The organism is Arthrobacter sp. NPDC057009 (assembly GCF_042673905.1).
GTDB lineage: Bacteria > Actinomycetota > Actinomycetes > Actinomycetales > Micrococcaceae > Arthrobacter.
In genome coordinates this window covers 90,006-104,630 of record NZ_JBHUSB010000003.1, presented here as the reverse complement: position 1 = coordinate 104,630, position 14,625 = coordinate 90,006, and the positions used below count along the sequence as shown (strand labels likewise).

12 protein-coding genes are annotated in these 14,625 nt (G+C 66.3%); 10 read left to right on the top strand and 2 right to left on the bottom strand.

What is annotated here, in order from left to right; genetic code table 11:
- Positions 1-11 precede the first annotated feature (11 nt).
- The 8 genes from ACFTR6_RS04995 (at position 12) to ACFTR6_RS04960 (ending at position 9,499) form a co-directional block, all read left to right on the top strand.
- Positions 12-2,504: an FAD-dependent oxidoreductase gene (locus ACFTR6_RS04995; protein ID WP_377957095.1), complete on the top strand. Its 2,493-nt coding sequence runs from the start codon at positions 12-14 to the stop codon at positions 2,502-2,504.
- A 108-nt stretch (positions 2,505-2,612) separates the two neighbouring features.
- Positions 2,613-3,239, top strand: coding sequence for a cyclodeaminase/cyclohydrolase family protein (locus ACFTR6_RS04990; RefSeq protein ID WP_377957094.1), 627 nt, complete (start codon positions 2,613-2,615; stop codon positions 3,237-3,239).
- On the top strand, positions 3,236-4,111 hold the full coding sequence (locus ACFTR6_RS04985; RefSeq protein ID WP_076799948.1) for a bifunctional 5,10-methylenetetrahydrofolate dehydrogenase/5,10-methenyltetrahydrofolate cyclohydrolase: 876 nt from the start codon (positions 3,236-3,238) through the stop codon (positions 4,109-4,111). Before ACFTR6_RS04990 ends, ACFTR6_RS04985 begins: the two co-directional genes overlap by 4 nt.
- The gene (locus ACFTR6_RS04980) at positions 4,108-4,356 is read left to right on the top strand and encodes a hypothetical protein (protein ID WP_377957093.1); all 249 of its coding nucleotides are present in this window, start codon (positions 4,108-4,110) and stop codon (positions 4,354-4,356) included. The genes ACFTR6_RS04985 and ACFTR6_RS04980 overlap by 4 nt, the downstream gene beginning before the upstream one ends.
- Before the next feature lie 358 nt (positions 4,357-4,714).
- Positions 4,715-6,040, top strand: coding sequence for a molybdopterin molybdotransferase MoeA (locus ACFTR6_RS04975; RefSeq protein WP_377957092.1), 1,326 nt, complete (start codon positions 4,715-4,717; stop codon positions 6,038-6,040).
- A gap of 3 nt (positions 6,041-6,043) precedes the next feature.
- Positions 6,044-6,952: a formate dehydrogenase accessory sulfurtransferase FdhD gene (gene fdhD / locus ACFTR6_RS04970; protein ID WP_377957091.1), complete on the top strand. Its 909-nt coding sequence runs from the start codon at positions 6,044-6,046 to the stop codon at positions 6,950-6,952.
- A 19-nt stretch (positions 6,953-6,971) separates the two neighbouring features.
- Positions 6,972-8,471 carry a catalase gene (locus ACFTR6_RS04965; protein ID WP_377957090.1) on the top strand — a complete coding sequence of 500 codons (1,500 nt, stop codon included), beginning with the start codon at positions 6,972-6,974 and terminating at the stop codon, positions 8,469-8,471.
- A 221-nt stretch (positions 8,472-8,692) separates the two neighbouring features.
- Positions 8,693-9,499, top strand: coding sequence for an IclR family transcriptional regulator (locus tag ACFTR6_RS04960; RefSeq protein ID WP_377957089.1), 807 nt, complete (start codon positions 8,693-8,695; stop codon positions 9,497-9,499).
- Positions 9,500-9,571: 72 nt separating this feature from the next.
- Here the strand turns inward: ACFTR6_RS04960 and ACFTR6_RS04955 are convergent, their stop codons facing one another.
- Entirely contained in the window at positions 9,572-10,798 is a 1,227-nt protein-coding gene (locus ACFTR6_RS04955) for an aromatic ring-hydroxylating dioxygenase subunit alpha (protein WP_076799941.1), read from the bottom strand.
- A 56-nt stretch (positions 10,799-10,854) separates the two neighbouring features.
- The gene (locus tag ACFTR6_RS04950; protein ID WP_377957088.1) at positions 10,855-12,096 is read right to left on the bottom strand and encodes an NAD(P)/FAD-dependent oxidoreductase; all 1,242 of its coding nucleotides are present in this window, start codon (positions 12,094-12,096) and stop codon (positions 10,855-10,857) included.
- A gap of 248 nt (positions 12,097-12,344) precedes the next feature.
- On the opposite strand from ACFTR6_RS04950, the gene ACFTR6_RS04945 reads away from it, so the two are divergent.
- Together ACFTR6_RS04945 and ACFTR6_RS04940 are read left to right on the top strand one after the other, a co-directional pair.
- Positions 12,345-12,695: a bifunctional 3-phenylpropionate/cinnamic acid dioxygenase ferredoxin subunit gene (locus ACFTR6_RS04945; protein ID WP_076799938.1), complete on the top strand. Its 351-nt coding sequence runs from the start codon at positions 12,345-12,347 to the stop codon at positions 12,693-12,695.
- A gap of 44 nt (positions 12,696-12,739) precedes the next feature.
- Positions 12,740-14,623: a BCCT family transporter gene (locus ACFTR6_RS04940; protein WP_377957087.1), complete on the top strand. Its 1,884-nt coding sequence runs from the start codon at positions 12,740-12,742 to the stop codon at positions 14,621-14,623.
- Positions 14,624-14,625 lie beyond the last annotated feature (2 nt).

Here is a 14,625-nt window from a genome sequence, read left to right as displayed (position 1 = left end):
GGAGAAAGCACATGGCATCCACGCCACGTATTGTCATCATCGGAGCCGGCATCGTCGGAACAAACCTCGCCGACGAACTGGTCGCGCGGGGCTGGAACAACATCACGGTCCTGGACCAGGGGCCACTGAACATGCCCGGCGGCTCCACCTCGCACGCTCCGGGCCTGGTCTTCCAGACCAACCCCTCCAAGACCATGGCATCCTTCGCCAAGTACACGGTGGAAAAGCTGCTGTCCCTGACCGAGGACGGCGTCAGCTGCTTCAACCAGGTGGGCGGCCTGGAAGTCGCCACCACGGAAACCCGCCTCGCTGACCTCAAGCGCAAGCTGGGCTACGCCGCCTCGTGGGGCATCGACGGACGGATCCTCTCCGCCACCGAATGCAAGGAGCTCTACCCGCTCCTGGATGACGAGAACATCCTGGGCGGCCTGCACGTTCCCAGCGACGGCCTGGCCAGCGCGGCGCGCGCCGTGCAGCTGCTGATCAAGCGCACCGAGGCGGCGGGCGTCAAGTACCGCGGCTCCACCACCGTGACGGGAATCGAGCAGTCCGGCGGCCGGGTCACCGGCGTCGAGACCGCCGAAGGCGTAGTGCCGGCCGACATCGTCATCTCCTGCGCCGGGTTCTGGGGTGCAAAGATCGGTGCCATGATCGGCATGTCCGTTCCGCTGCTCCCGCTGGCCCACCAGTACGTCAAGACCACCCCGGTGCCGGCCCAGAAGGGCAAGAACGAACTGCCCAACGGCGCCCAGCTGCCTATCCTGCGCCACCAGGACCAGGACCTCTACTACCGCGAACACGGCGAGCGCTACGGCATCGGCTCCTACGCCCACCGCCCCATGCCGGTCGACGTCGACGCCCTGGGCACGTACGCCCCGGAGACGGTCAGCGAACACAACATGCCCTCCCGCCTGGACTTCACCCTGGAGGACTTCCTGCCGGCCTGGGAGGCCACGAAGCAGCTCCTGCCCGCACTGGCGGAAAGCGAAATCGAGGACGGCTTCAACGGGATCTTCTCCTTCACCCCCGACGGCGGGCCGCTCCTTGGCGAGTCCAAGGAGCTCGACGGCTTCTACGTCGCCGAGGCCGTGTGGGTGACGCACTCCGCCGGCGTGGCCAAGGCCATGGCGGAGCTGCTCACCACGGGCAAGTCCGAAACCGACCTGGGCGAGTGCGACATCACCCGCTTCGAGGACGTCCAGCTCACCCCCGAGTACGTCAGCGAAACCTCGCAGCAGAACTTCGTGGAAATCTACGACGTGCTGCACCCACTCCAGCCCAAGCTGTCCCCGCGCAACCTTCGCGTCAGCCCGTTCCACGCCCGGCACAGGGAGCTCGGCGCGTTCTTCCTGGAGTCCGGCGGCTGGGAGCGGCCGTACTGGTTCGAGTCCAACGCCGCCCTCCTCAAGGAGATGCCGGCCGAATGGCTGCCGCCGGCCCGTGACGCCTGGTCCGGAATGTTCAGCTCCCCGATCGCCGCCGCCGAAGCGTGGAAGACCCGCACGGCCGTGGCCATGTACGACATGACCCCGCTCAAGCGCCTCGAGGTTTCCGGCCCGGGCGCCCTCAAGCTCCTGCAGGAACTGACGACGGCGGACCTGGCCAAGAAGCCGGGTGCGGTCACCTACACCCTGCTGCTCGACCACGCCGGCGGCGTCCGAAGCGACATCACGGTGGCCCGCCTGAGCGAGGACACCTTTCAGCTCGGCGCCAACGGCAACATCGACACCGCCTACTTCACGAGGGCGGCCCGGCACCAGACGCAGAGCGGCTCCGCCTCTGACTGGGTCCAGGTGCGCGACACCACGGGCGGCACGTGCTGCATCGGCCTCTGGGGTCCCTTGGCACGCGACCTGGTCGGCAAGGTCAGCAACGATGACTTCTCCAACGACGGCCTGAAGTACTTCCGGTCCAAGAACGTCGTCATCGGCGGGGTCCCCGTTACGGCCATGCGCCTGTCCTACGTCGGAGAGCTCGGCTGGGAGCTCTACACGAGCGCCGACAACGGACAGCGGCTGTGGGATGCGCTCTGGCAGGCGGGACAGCCCTTCGGAGTAATCGCCGCCGGACGGGCAGCGTTCAGCTCGCTGCGGCTCGAGAAGGGCTACCGCTCCTGGGGTACGGACATGACCACGGAGCACGACCCCTTCGAGGCAGGCCTTGGCTTCGCCGTGAAGATGGCCAAGGAGAGCTTCATCGGCAAGGGCGCGCTCGAAGGCCGGACCGAGGAGGGCTCGGCCCGCCGGCTGCGCTGCCTGACCATCGACGACGGCCGGTCCATCGTCCTCGGCAAGGAACCTGTCTTCTACAAGGAGCAGGCGGTTGGCTACGTGACCAGCGCCGCCTACGGATACACCGTGGCCAAGCCGATTGCCTACGCCTACCTGCCGGGCGCCGTCTCGGTGGGCGACTCCGTCGAGATCGAATACTTCGGACGTCGTATCGCGGCCACCGTTTCGGAAGAGCCGCTGTACGACCCGAAAATGACCCGGCTCCGCGGCTAACCAGCCCGCAGGGCCCACTGGGGGGCACGCAGCCCGGCTCATCCTCGCAACGGGAGCCGGGCTGCGTGCAGCCCCCTTTCCGTTTTAGCTTCTACCAGGAATGAACAAATGATCGGTTCAGAAACAATTAATGACTACCTGGCCCGGCTTGCCGCCCGGCAGCCCACCCCCGGCGGCGGCGCGGCCGCGGCGCTCCACGCGGCGCAGGGTGCGGCCCTGGTGGCGATGGTGGCAAGGTTCAGCACCGGCGGCAAATATGAGCAGCACGCCGAGACGACGTCCAGGATCATTGCCGCCGCCGACCAGCTCGTCGGGGAAACGCTCGGCCTTGCCGACGCCGACGAAGCCGTCTTCAAGGGCGTGATCGCCTCCTACAAGCTGCCCGCCGAAAGCGACACCGAGCGTGCGGCGCGGGCAGCCGCCATCGACGCCGCGCTGGAACAGGCCGCCCAGCCGCCCGCACAGCTGATCAGGCTGTCGGCCGCCGTCGTGGACCTCGCAGCAGAACTGCTGGATATTGCCAACCCCAATGTCATCAGCGACATCGCCGCGGCAGCCGACGCGGCCAGGGCAGCCGCAACCACGGCCCGGGTCAACATCGACATCAACGTCGTCGCCATCAAGGATGCCCAGGCGCGCGCCGCACTGGCTGAACAAACTGACGGACTCGAAGAAAAACTTGTGCTGGCAGCTGACTCGCTCTCACGCCAGGTACGGGAAAGGATCCTCCGATGACGGCCTCACTGCTCTCCGGCAAGCCTCTCGCCAAACTGATCCAGCAGCAGGCCCAGACTGAAGCCAAAGCACTGGCCGAAGAGGGCTCCTGCCCAACCCTGGCCGTCGTCGTTGCGACGGAGGACAGCTCCACGCACTGGTACGTGCGCTCCATCGAGCGCGCTGCGGAAGCGGCCGGCATCAACTGCAGGATTATCGACGTCGGACATGACGCGACCGAGCAGGTGCTCATCACAGTTCTGAAGGACCTCAGCGCCGAGCCTTCCGTCAACGGCATCATCCTGCAGACTCCCCTGCCCCCGGGCGTCAGGACCCAGGAACTGGTCAAGTACATTTCCCCGGAAAAGGACATCGACGGCGCCAACCCGCAGAGCCTGGGGCTTCTCGCCGTCGGGGAACGTGCCTTCGCTCCGGCCACGGCGCGCGCCGTGGTGGAAATCCTGGACCACTTCGAAATTCCGGTGGCTGGCCGCAACGTGGTGGTGGTCGGGCGTTCCACAGTGGTTGGCAAGCCGCTGTCCCTGCTGCTGCTGCAGAAGGACGCCACCACAACCGTCTGCCACTCGAAGTCCGGCCCCCTCGGGAAGTACACCAAAGCTGCCGACGTGGTGGTTGTGGCTGCCGGCCGCACCGGGCTGCTCACCGGAACTGACGTTTCGGAACATTCAGTGGTCATCGACGTGGGAACGAACGTGCTTTCCGATGGCTCACTCGTCGGCGACGTCGACGAAGCCAGCGTCCGTACGGTCGCCGCCGCACTGACGCCGGTCCCCGGCGGTGTCGGCTCAGTCACCACGGCGCTGCTGCTCCTCCACACCGCCGAGGCGGCGCGCGACCAGCTCCGCGCCCGGACGCCGGTCCTCACGCCATGACCGCGGCAGTCATGGCACCCAGTACCTCGGCGCCGTCCACCGGTGCCGAGGTCGTGGCGGACTGGACCACGCTCACGCGAGGCGATTTCGTCACCGTTCTGGAGTCGTACGGGTACCACCACAGCGGCTGGATCGATGATCTGACCAAGGACGGCGGCATCCTGTGGCTGGTCCGCACCTACGGGGGCGGCCGCCGCATGTTCTGCCGGGAGAACGGCGACGTCGTCATGGGTGAAGCTCCCTAGGCACCAAACACCTCGCCCGAGAGCCAGCCCCAGAAGGCGGGAACCGGCACAAATTGAATCAGCGGAAAATCAGGGGCTTCTACCCCTTCCCACTGATATATCTGTGAGATATATTTGGAATATCAGGGCGGCCGCCAAGGGCGCAGAGCCCGGGCCCGCGTCGAGGGCATAAATCAGTTTCGTTTCCCGTGAACGGTGTTTCGGAGGCCTGAAATACCTGGGGAGGTAAGCGCCGAAGCACCGCTTTCGGGAAACGAACAGCAGCGGCGGGCTTTCCCGTTGCGCAAACTTGGCCCGCGCCGCGCCGCCAGGCGGCCGCCCGTTTCAGCAAGCATTTTCACCAACGAGGGAACGACCAGTGACAGCTCCAGCCCTTCAAGCCATCGAGAGGCCGGACAGGGCCACCGGGCGGGCCACTCACACGGAGCAGATCGCTCACAGCAACCACACCACTCACCGAGAGCACACCTGGGCCGAGGCACGCAGTGTGGCTTTCGAGTGTGCCGGCCCCCTGGGCCCGGAACGTGTCCCGCTCGCCGAGGCGAGCGGAAGGACGCTGGCGGCCGACGTCGTCGCACTTCAGGAGCTGCCCCACTACGCCTCATCCGCCATGGACGGCTGGACGGTCAGCGGTGAGGGCCCCTGGACGTTGACGGAACCGGGACGGCCGCTCCACAGCGGAGAGGCCAGCCCGGTGGTCACAGGCGGCGTCATCCCTCCGGGCACACAGGCGGTGCTCCGCGTCGAGAGCGGAAGGCTCACCACCTCAGCCGGCCGGGCCCTGCTGATGCTCGGCGACGCGGCAACCCCCGGCGAGCCCCGCCCGGGCCAGCACATCCGCAAGTCAGGCGAGGAAGCGGCGGCCGGCGAGGTCCTGATCCCTGCCGGGACGGCCCTGAACCCTGCGCACATCGCACTGGCCGCCGTCTCCGGCTTCGACGACCTGGTGGTGCGCCGCAAGCCGCTGGTCAAGATGCTGGTCACCGGCTCGGAAGTGGTCACGGCCAGGATCCCGGAGCCGGGACAGGTCAGGGACGCCTTCGGACCGCAGCTCAGCACTGTCATCCAGATGCTCGGAGGTGTGCCGGGGCCGCTGGTCAGGATCGGGGACTCCTACGAGGAATGGCTCACCGCCCTGGGTGCGTCCGAAGCCCCGATGGGCGAGTGGCCCGACGTCGTCGTGACCACAGGCGGCACAGGACGCTCAGGCGCGGACCATTTCCGTAATGCCGTAGCGGCGCTCGGCGGCCGGCTCCTCATTGACGGCATCGCCATGCGGCCCGGCCATCCCGCGGCTCTGGGCAAACTGCCCAACGGCCGCTTCGTCGTCGGACTTCCCGGCAACCCGCTCGCCGCCCTGATGGCCCTCTTCACCGTTGGCGGTCCCCTGCTGGCCGCCCTCGGCCACCAGCCGCTGCCCGGCGTCAGCCGGGTGCTGTGCGGCACGACCGTTGACGCCCACCGGGCATCCACCCGGCTTCTGCCGTTCCGCTGGGTCAACGGCCTGGCGGTTCCCGCCGACTTCACGGGTCCCGGCATGATGCGCGGACTCGCCAGCGCCGACGGCGTCATGGTGGTCCCGTCCCGGGGCGCCCAGCTGGGTGAGCCGGTTCCGGCCTTTTCCCTCCCCTGGTGCCCGCCGCTGCAGCCGCGGCTGCCCGGCGATTTGGTCTGGGGGGAATAGGGAGTGGCACGCCTGACCCAGCGCCGCAAGGTGCACCGCTACCTGCTCGACGGCTCCGAAGCCGCCATGGAATTCCCTGTCCGCGTGCGCGAGGACGTGCTGGCGGCCGAGGAACCGCTGGAGATCCGCTTCGGAAACCTCTCCTTTGCCGTGACGATGCGGACCCCCGGCGACGACTTTGACCTCGTGGCCGGATTCCTCGTCTCCGAAGGCATCATCCGCAGCCAGGAGGACCTTGTGTCGCTCCGCTTCTGCGCCGGCGAGGACGAAACCGGCCGGCAGACCTTCAACGTGGTGGAAGCACAGTTCCGTCCCGGCTTGGTCCTTCCGGACACCGGGCGGCATGTTTACACCTCCAGCTCCTGCGGGATCTGTGGAAGCACGTCCATCGAGGCCGTCCGCAAGACCCTCAACCACGACGTGCACGGGGACCGGCTGCGCGTGCCGGTCGACGTGCTTGCGCGCCTGCCGGAACAGCTGCGCGAAGCCCAGGCGCTGTTCGACAAGACCGGCGGCGTCCACGCGGCAGGGCTGTTCAGGATCGACGACGGCGGTACAGCTGAGCTGCTGTGCCTCCGTGAGGATGTGGGCCGGCACAACGCCGTGGACAAGGTGATCGGATGGGCACTGCGCGAAGGGCTCCTCCCGTTGCGAGGCACGGTCCTGCAGGTCTCGGGCCGGGCGTCGTTCGAGCTCGTCCAGAAGGCCGCACTCGCCGGCATCCCGGTCCTGGCAGCGGTCAGTGCGCCGTCAAGCCTGGCAGCCGACCTCGCGGCCGATACCGGTGTAACCCTCGTGGGCTTCAGCCGGGGCAAGAGCCTGAACGCGTACGTGGGCCAGGAGCGGCTGGCACCGGCGCTGGCGGGTCCGCACCCACACCGAAAGCTTCCTGCAAACGTAAATGGCAAGTAATCAAGTAATTAGGAGAAAGATGACTTTGAACATCTCTGCGCCTGCTGTGTCGACCACGCAGTCGGGTGCGCCTGTCAGTTCGGATTCGCATTCGAAGTCTGTCGGTGCTGACGGTGCGATCATCCTCACGGACCACTACCTGGTGGAAAAGCTCGCGCAGTTCAACCGTGAGCGGGTCCCGGAGCGTGTGGTCCACGCCAAGGGCGGCGGCGCGTTCGGCACGTTCAGGACCATCGAGGACATCTCCAAGTACACCAAGGCCGCGTTCCTGCAGCCCGGTGTCGAGACCGAGATGCTGATCCGTTTCTCCTCCGTCGCCGGCGAGAACGGCTCCCCGGACACCTGGCGGGACCCGCGCGGTTTCGCGGTGAAGTTCTACACTTCTGAGGGCAACTACGACCTCGTGGGCAACAACACCCCGGTGTTCTTCATCCGCGACGGGATCAAGTTCCCGGACTTCATCCACTCCCAGAAGCGCCTGCCCGGCACGCACCTGCGCGACGCGGACATGCAGTGGGACTTCTGGACCCTGTCCCCCGAATCCGCCCACCAGGTCACCTGGCTGATGGGTGACCGCGGCCTGCCCGCGTCCTGGCGCGAAATGCAGGGCTACGGCTCGCACACCTACCAGTGGATCAACGCCGAAGGCGAACGGTTCTGGGTCAAGTACCACTTCCACTCCAACCAGGGCGTGAAGAACATCACCGGCGAAGAGGCCGAGGCCCTGGCCGGCTCGGACGCGGACTTCTACATCCGCGACCTGCACGAAAACATCGAAGCCGGGAACCTGCCCTCCTGGGACCTGCACGTGCAGGTCATGCCCTACGAGGACGCCAAGACCTACCGGTTCAACCCGTTCGACCTGACCAAGGTCTGGCCGCACGCGGACTACCCGCTGATCAAGGTCGGCACCATGGAACTGAACCGGAACCCGGAAAACTACTTCGCGCAGATCGAACAGGCCACCTTCGCCCCGTCGAACTTCGTGCCCGGCATCGCCGCGTCCCCGGACAAGATGCTCCAGGCCCGGATCTTCTCCTACGCCGACGCGCACCGCTACCGGGTGGGCACCAACCACGCCCAGATCCCGGTGAACCAGCCCAAGAGCCCGGTCAACAACTACAGCCAGGACGGCGCCGGACGCTACCTGTTCAACGCCCCCACGGTGCCGGTCTACGCCCCGAACACCGTCGGCGGCCCGGCAGCCGTGGAACCGCAGTCCCCGGCCGGCGGCTGGGAAAACGACGGCGAACTCACCCACGCCGCGCACTCCCTGCACGCCCAGGACAGCGACTTCGGCCAGGCCGGCACCCTGTACCGCGAGGTCTACAACGACGCCGAAAAGGCCCGCTTCCTGGACACCATCACCGGTGCCGTGGGCGGCGTGAAGAGCCCCGGCATCAAGGAACGCGCCATCCAGTACTGGACCAACGTCGACGCCGAACTCGGCGCCAAACTCCGCGCCAACCTCGGCGCAGCACCCCTCTCCGACGCCGAAGCCGCCAACAAAATCGGCTAACCACCACGGCTAAGCACCACGGAACCCCGCCACGGCACAGTGACCCGCTCACCACCGCGGCGGGGTTCCCTGCGTTAAGAGCCGGTGGAGCCGGGCCATCAGCGTCCTGTGCGGAAAATGACGCCGGGGATCCGTCTCAGTCTAGGATCGGAAGTGTGAACCAGGCGGAAAAGCGGAGCGCCTGACCGCTGGACACGGCAACGAACCGGGAGCACCTTCTGATGGCTGCAAGAGACGAACAATGGACCGAACGGGATCCGGACGCCCAGGGCGGAGGCGTCCAGTCCGTCGACCGCGCCCTCCAGATCCTGGAAATCCTGGCCCGGGACGGGCATGCAGGCGTCAGTGAAATCGCCGAAGAGATGGGGGTCCACAAGTCCACCGTCTCGCGGCTGATCGGCTCGCTGGTGTCCCGGGAGATCGTGCGGCAGAACAGCGACCGCGGCAAGTACCAGCTGGGCTTTGGCATCCTGCGCCTGGCCAGCTCCATTCCCGGCAGGCTGAGCCTGGTCCACGAGGCACGCCCCATTCTGGAAAGCCTCGCCGACCAGTACAAGGAGACCGTCAACCTCGCCGTGCTGCGCTCCAACTACGCCGTGAACGTGGACCAGGCCATGGGCCCGTCGACGCTGGCGACATCCGACTGGGTGGGCAGCCTCACGCCCCTGCACGCCACCTCCAGCGGCAAGGTGATGCTGGCGGCCTTGCCGGTTGAAGAACGCTCACGCATCCTCCAGAAGACCGGCCTGCCTGCACGCACGCCGCGGACCATCACGGACCGGGACACCCTGGAAAAGCAGCTCCTCGACGTGTCGCATGATGGCTACGCCATTGTCCACGAGGAGCTCGAGATCGGCCTGACCGCCGTTGCCGTCCCCATCTACAACCACTTCGGAACAGTTATCGGGTCCGTCAGCATCTCCGGCCCTGCCTTCCGTTTCGACCCGGAAAACACTCCGGGACTGATCCAGGGCCTGAAGGATGCCGGCCTGGTCATCAGCGGAAAGATGGGCTACACGCACCGGTAGAACCCGCCGGCTTAAACGACTGAGCCTGCCGAAACTTGTGGTTTCGGCAGGCTCAGTCAGTGGGCTAGAGCTTTAGGAGGCCGGGGTTGCGGTCTCTTTCTGCTGCATGGTTTCCGCGCGCTCTTCCAGCGGCGGGGTGTCCGGGGTGAGGCCCAGCAGGGCTTCGCCGGACAGCGGGACGTCGCCGACCTTTTCCTGTACCCAGTCGTGGAAAGCGCCGATGTGGTGTTCGCTGGGGACGAGCACGCCGCCCTTGGCGTAGGACTTGGAGGCCATGCCCGGCTGGCAACGCTCGCACGCGTCGAAGTCCTGCATGTTCACGCGGTGGAACAGCTCAACGGAGGCGCTGACGTCCTTGCCGGACTCCACCACGGAGGGCAGGTACAGCCAGTCGCATTCAACGATGGTGTGGTCTGCGGACATCGGGAACATGCGGTGGATGATCACGTGGTCCGGAACCAGGTTCACGAACACGGTCGGCTTGATCGTGATCGCGTAGTAGCGGCGGTCCTGGTCCTCGGCCACGCCCGGGATGACGTCCAGGCCCTCGGAGCCGTCCACGGTAAAGCCCTTGATGTCCTCACCGAACTCGGCGCCGTGGCCCACGAAGTACTGCGCGGCCAGACCGTCGGCGAACTCGGGCAGGACCTCGGTCAGCTCCGGGTGGATGGTGGCGCAGTGGTAGCACTCCATGAAGTTCTCGATGATGAGCTTCCAGTTGGCCTTCACGTCGTAGCGGATGCGGCGGCCCACGGACAGGTTGGCCACGTCGTAGCCGTCGATGGCGTGGACGTTGCCGAGGCGCTCCTCGATCGCGCCCATGACTTCCTCTTCGAAGGACGGCGGCTCCTCGGCCAGGCAGACCCACACGTAGCCCAGGTATTCGCGGATGTGGACCTTGGACAGGCCGTACTCGTCGCGGTCGATATCCGGCATCTTGGTCAGGTTCGGGGCCGCGATGAGCTTGCCCTCGAAGTCATAGGTCCAGGCGTGGTACGGGCACTGGAAGTTGCGGGCAGCTTCGCCCTTTTCCTCCATGCACAGCTTCACGCCGCGGTGCCGGCAGACGTTGTAGAAGGCGCGGATCTCGCCCTTGCGGGTGCGCGAGATCAGCACGCTTTCGCGGCCAATCTGCACCGTCTGCCATGCCCCGGGCTTCCCCAGGTCAGAGGACCGGATCGCACAGAACCACATCTGCTCGAAAATACGCTCCTGCTCGGCCCGGAAGATCGCCGGATCCGTGTACAGGTGGCCGCCCAGCGTGGGGATCAGGCTCGGGGTGGATACCTCAACAGACAATTTGTTCTCCTAACAAAACAACACAAACAACACGAATTACAAAGAAAGGGTTGGGGCTAGAGCCCCGCGGCGGCACCGGCAAGGGCGGGTTCGCCCGCCGGCGCCAAAGCTGAGGGCACGACGGCGGCTGCCGGCTTGGGTGCCGACGGCGCGAGGCTCCTGCGCCACTTGGTGAACAGCCGCGGCTGGTTCATGCCCAGAACGGCGACGGGAACGTCTTCGCGGTAGTAGACGGCCAGCAGGCTGTGCTCGGCAGCATCCCCCGCCTCGACCTCGAGGCGGTCGTAGCCGGCGGAGTGCCCGGCGAACTGGATCTTCACCCCATGCTGGTCCGACCAGAAATACGGCGGCTTCAGCGGCTGGGCCGGGGCCTCGTCGTCGAACAGGGCCTGCACCGCCAGGGCGGCCCGCTCCAGGGCGCCGGTCCAGTGCTCCACCCGGCGGTGCCTGTCGACAGCGGCGTCGAACCAGGCGGCGCAGTCACCGACGGCGACGATGCCCGGAACATTGGTGCGTCCCATCGCATCGCACAGCACGCCGCCGTCGACCTCAACACCGGAATTGGCGAGCCATTCAACGTTCGGCTCCGCGCCGATGCCCACCACCAGGACGTCGGCGGCGATGTAGGTGCCGTCGGCCAGCCGGAGGCCGGTCACGTTCCCTTCACCCGAGTAGAAGTCTTCAATGACTGCCGACGAGATGAGCCGGACACCCTTGGTGGTGTGCAGTCCGCCCACCACAGAGCCCATTTCCATGCCCAGCTGGGCGGCGAACGGCACGGGCTTGGTGTCCACCAGGGTGACGTCCATCCCGCGGGAAGCTGCGGAAGAGGCAACCTCGGCGCCAACGAAGCCGGCACCGATGACGGCCATCTTGCTGCCCGGCACCAGTTCAGGCGCCAGGCTCTGCGCATCAGCGAGGGTGCGCAATGAGAAGACGTTGCTCAGACCTGCCAGGGCCGGCAGCTGACGGGCGCGTGCGCCGGTGGCGATGACGATGCCGTCGGCCTGGACCACCTTGCCGTTGGACAGGCCAATGATCTTCGACGACGCGTCCAGGGAGACTGCTCCAACGCCCAGCAGCCACTCGGCATCGAGGTCGTCAGTTTCGGTCTCCAGGGACAGGTCCTCCGCCGTGATGGACCCGAGCAGGAAGTCCTTGGAGAGCGGCGGCCTGTCGTACGGACGGTGCTCTTCATCGCCGATGATGACTAGCCGTCCGGTAAAGCCTTGGGCGCGGGCTGCCCGCGCGGCGGAAAGACCGGCCAGGGAGGCTCCCACGATCGCAAGCGTCTGCATATGTACACCCCTCTTTCTATTGCTTTTAGCGCAACAACAATCGCTATATGCAACAGAGTGATCCATGCCACCGTCACTGTCAAGGGGCAAATGACTCATTAAAGAACGGGCGCGTAACCGGACCCCCTGCCCTTGACAAAATGCTGTGACGGAAAGCACTCTGTTGCATATTACGACGGCTGTTGAACTATACGGAACAACCCGTCAGCACCACATATATACGTTCCACACGAGAAAAGAGGCCCCCCATGCACAAGGCATGCCCGCTCAGCGAACTGGCACCAGGGGAAGCCCTGCGCCTGAACACCGCGCCGCCCATCGCCGTCTTCCACACCGAGGAGGGCGAGCTTTTCGCGATTGACGACACCTGCACCCACCAGGACGCGTCGCTGACCGACGGCTGGGTGGAAGGCTGCGAGGTCGAGTGCCCGCTGCACGCCTCCAAGTTCAATCTCCGGACCGGACAGGTTGACGCACCGCCGGCCAAACTCCCCGTCCGCGTGCACGAAGTCCAGGTTGTTGACGGCGACATCATGGTCATCGAGTCCGAGGACGAGCCCAACCTTCCCCCGGGCCTGACGGTCAACGGCCACATTTAAGCGAGCCCTTTAAGCGATCCCCTTAATCGGAGCAAAGGACTTTCATGGCCCTGAACAGCGGCACCCGGAGCAGCGGCGACGTGAGCCTGCCGGAACTGGACGAGCACGTCCAGATCCTTCAGGAACTCCGGCAGAGCAAAACCGAGCAGGCAGTGACGGCGCGCCGTAACCGCCACCTCACCCTCGACAAGGTGACGTTCGGGATTACCGGGGCGTTCGCCGTCGCCTTCGTGCTCTGGGGTTTCCTGGGCCGGGACAGCCTTGCGGCCACGTCGCAAAGCGTCCTCGGCTGGGTGATGGAATACACCGGCTGGCTGTTCATGGTCCTGGCTTCGCTGTTCGTGGTCTTTGTCCTGTGGCTGGCCCTGGGCAAGTTCGGTAACATCCCGCTGGGCAAGGACGGCGAGAAGCCGGAGTTCCGCACCGTTTCCTGGGTGGCCATGATGTTCGCCGCCGGGATGGGCATCGGGCTGATGTTCTACGGCGTGGCAGAGCCGCTCTACCACTACATTGCGCCGCCGCCCGGAACTGTTGACGGGCGCACCCCGGAAGCGGTCCAGACCGCCATGGCCACGTCCATCTTCCACTGGACGCTGCACCCCTGGGCCATGTACGCCGTGGTGGGAATCGCGATGGCGTACGGCACCTACCGGTTGGGCCGCAAGCAGCTGATTTCCGCGGCGTTCACGTCGCTCTTCGGCATTCGCATGGTCGAGGGGCCGGTGGGCAAGTTCATCAACATTCTGGCGATTTTCGCCACGCTGTTCGGCACGGCCGCGTCGCTGGGCCTGGGTGCGCTTCAGATCGGCAGCGGCTTCACCTCCAACGGCTGGGTGGGGGAAATCGGCACGCCGGTGCTCGTGGTGATCGTGGCCGTACTCACGTCGTGCTTTGTGGCCTCCGCTGTCTCCGGCATCAGCCGGGGCATCCAGTGGCTGTCCAACATCAACATGGTCCTCGCGGTCGTCCTGGCCGTCGTCGTCTTCGTTGCCGGCCCCACGCTGTTCATCCTCAACCTGGTTCCGGCCGCGCTGGGTGACTACGCCAGGGACTTGGCGGTCATGTCCTCCCGGACCGAAGCCGTGGGTGACGAGGCGCTGCGCAGCTGGCTGTCCGGCTGGACCATCTTCTACTGGGCCTGGTGGGTGTCCTGGACGCCGTTCGTCGGGATGTTCATCGCCCGGATCAGCCGGGGACGGACCATCCGGCAGTTCGTCACCGGAGTGCTGCTGGTTCCCAGCATCGTCAGTGTGATCTGGTTCGGGATCTTCGGCGGCACCGCCTTCGGAATCCAGCAGCAGGCCGACCGGACGGAGAACCCCGCCGACGGCCTGGTGTCCATGGCCGGCGGATCCCCGTCGATTGACTTTGACGGCGCCCTCTTCGACCTGGTCACGAACCTCAGCATGCCGGCGTGGTCCACCACCGCCGTCATCGTCCTGGCCATGGTCCTGGTGGCCATCTTCTTCGTCACCGGAGCGGACTCGGCCTCCATCATCATGGCGTCGCTGAGCTCCAACGGCTCCAGTGAACCCCGCCGCGGACTGGTCATCTTCTGGGGCCTGCTGACCGGCGGCGTGGCCGCGGTGATGCTGCTGGCCGGCGGAGATGAACCGTCCGAGGCACTATCGGGGCTGCAGCGCATCACCATCGTCGCCGCCCTGCCCTTTGTCCTGGTCATGCTGCTCCTGTGCCTTGCCCTGGCCCGGGACCTGCGGCGTGATCCGCTGGCCCTGCGGAGCAGGCTGGCCACAAGTGTCGTCGAACGGGCCATCCGTTCAGGCGTCCAGCAACACGGCGGTGTCCACTTCGACCTCGTCACCAAACACGAATGCACCCCGCATTGCCCAGATGACGCCCCCTGCAGTGGCCGGGCCACCGATGCCCCTGCCACCGCCCCAACCGCAGCCCAGTCTGCTACACCCTAGGA

Coding starts and splice junctions, on each gene's coding strand:
- ACFTR6_RS04995 (WP_377957095.1), top strand. CDS start 12: ATGGCATCCACGCCACGTATTGTCATCATCGGAGCCGGCATCGTCGGA.
- ACFTR6_RS04990 (WP_377957094.1), top strand. CDS start 2,613: ATGATCGGTTCAGAAACAATTAATGACTACCTGGCCCGGCTTGCCGCC.
- ACFTR6_RS04985 (WP_076799948.1), top strand. CDS start 3,236: ATGACGGCCTCACTGCTCTCCGGCAAGCCTCTCGCCAAACTGATCCAG.
- ACFTR6_RS04980 (WP_377957093.1), top strand. CDS start 4,108: ATGACCGCGGCAGTCATGGCACCCAGTACCTCGGCGCCGTCCACCGGT.
- ACFTR6_RS04965 (WP_377957090.1), top strand. CDS start 6,972: ATGACTTTGAACATCTCTGCGCCTGCTGTGTCGACCACGCAGTCGGGT.
- ACFTR6_RS04960 (WP_377957089.1), top strand. CDS start 8,693: ATGGCTGCAAGAGACGAACAATGGACCGAACGGGATCCGGACGCCCAG.
- ACFTR6_RS04950 (WP_377957088.1), bottom strand. CDS start 12,096: ATGCAGACGCTTGCGATCGTGGGAGCCTCCCTGGCCGGTCTTTCCGCC.
- ACFTR6_RS04945 (WP_076799938.1), top strand. CDS start 12,345: ATGCACAAGGCATGCCCGCTCAGCGAACTGGCACCAGGGGAAGCCCTG.
- ACFTR6_RS04940 (WP_377957087.1), top strand. CDS start 12,740: ATGGCCCTGAACAGCGGCACCCGGAGCAGCGGCGACGTGAGCCTGCCG.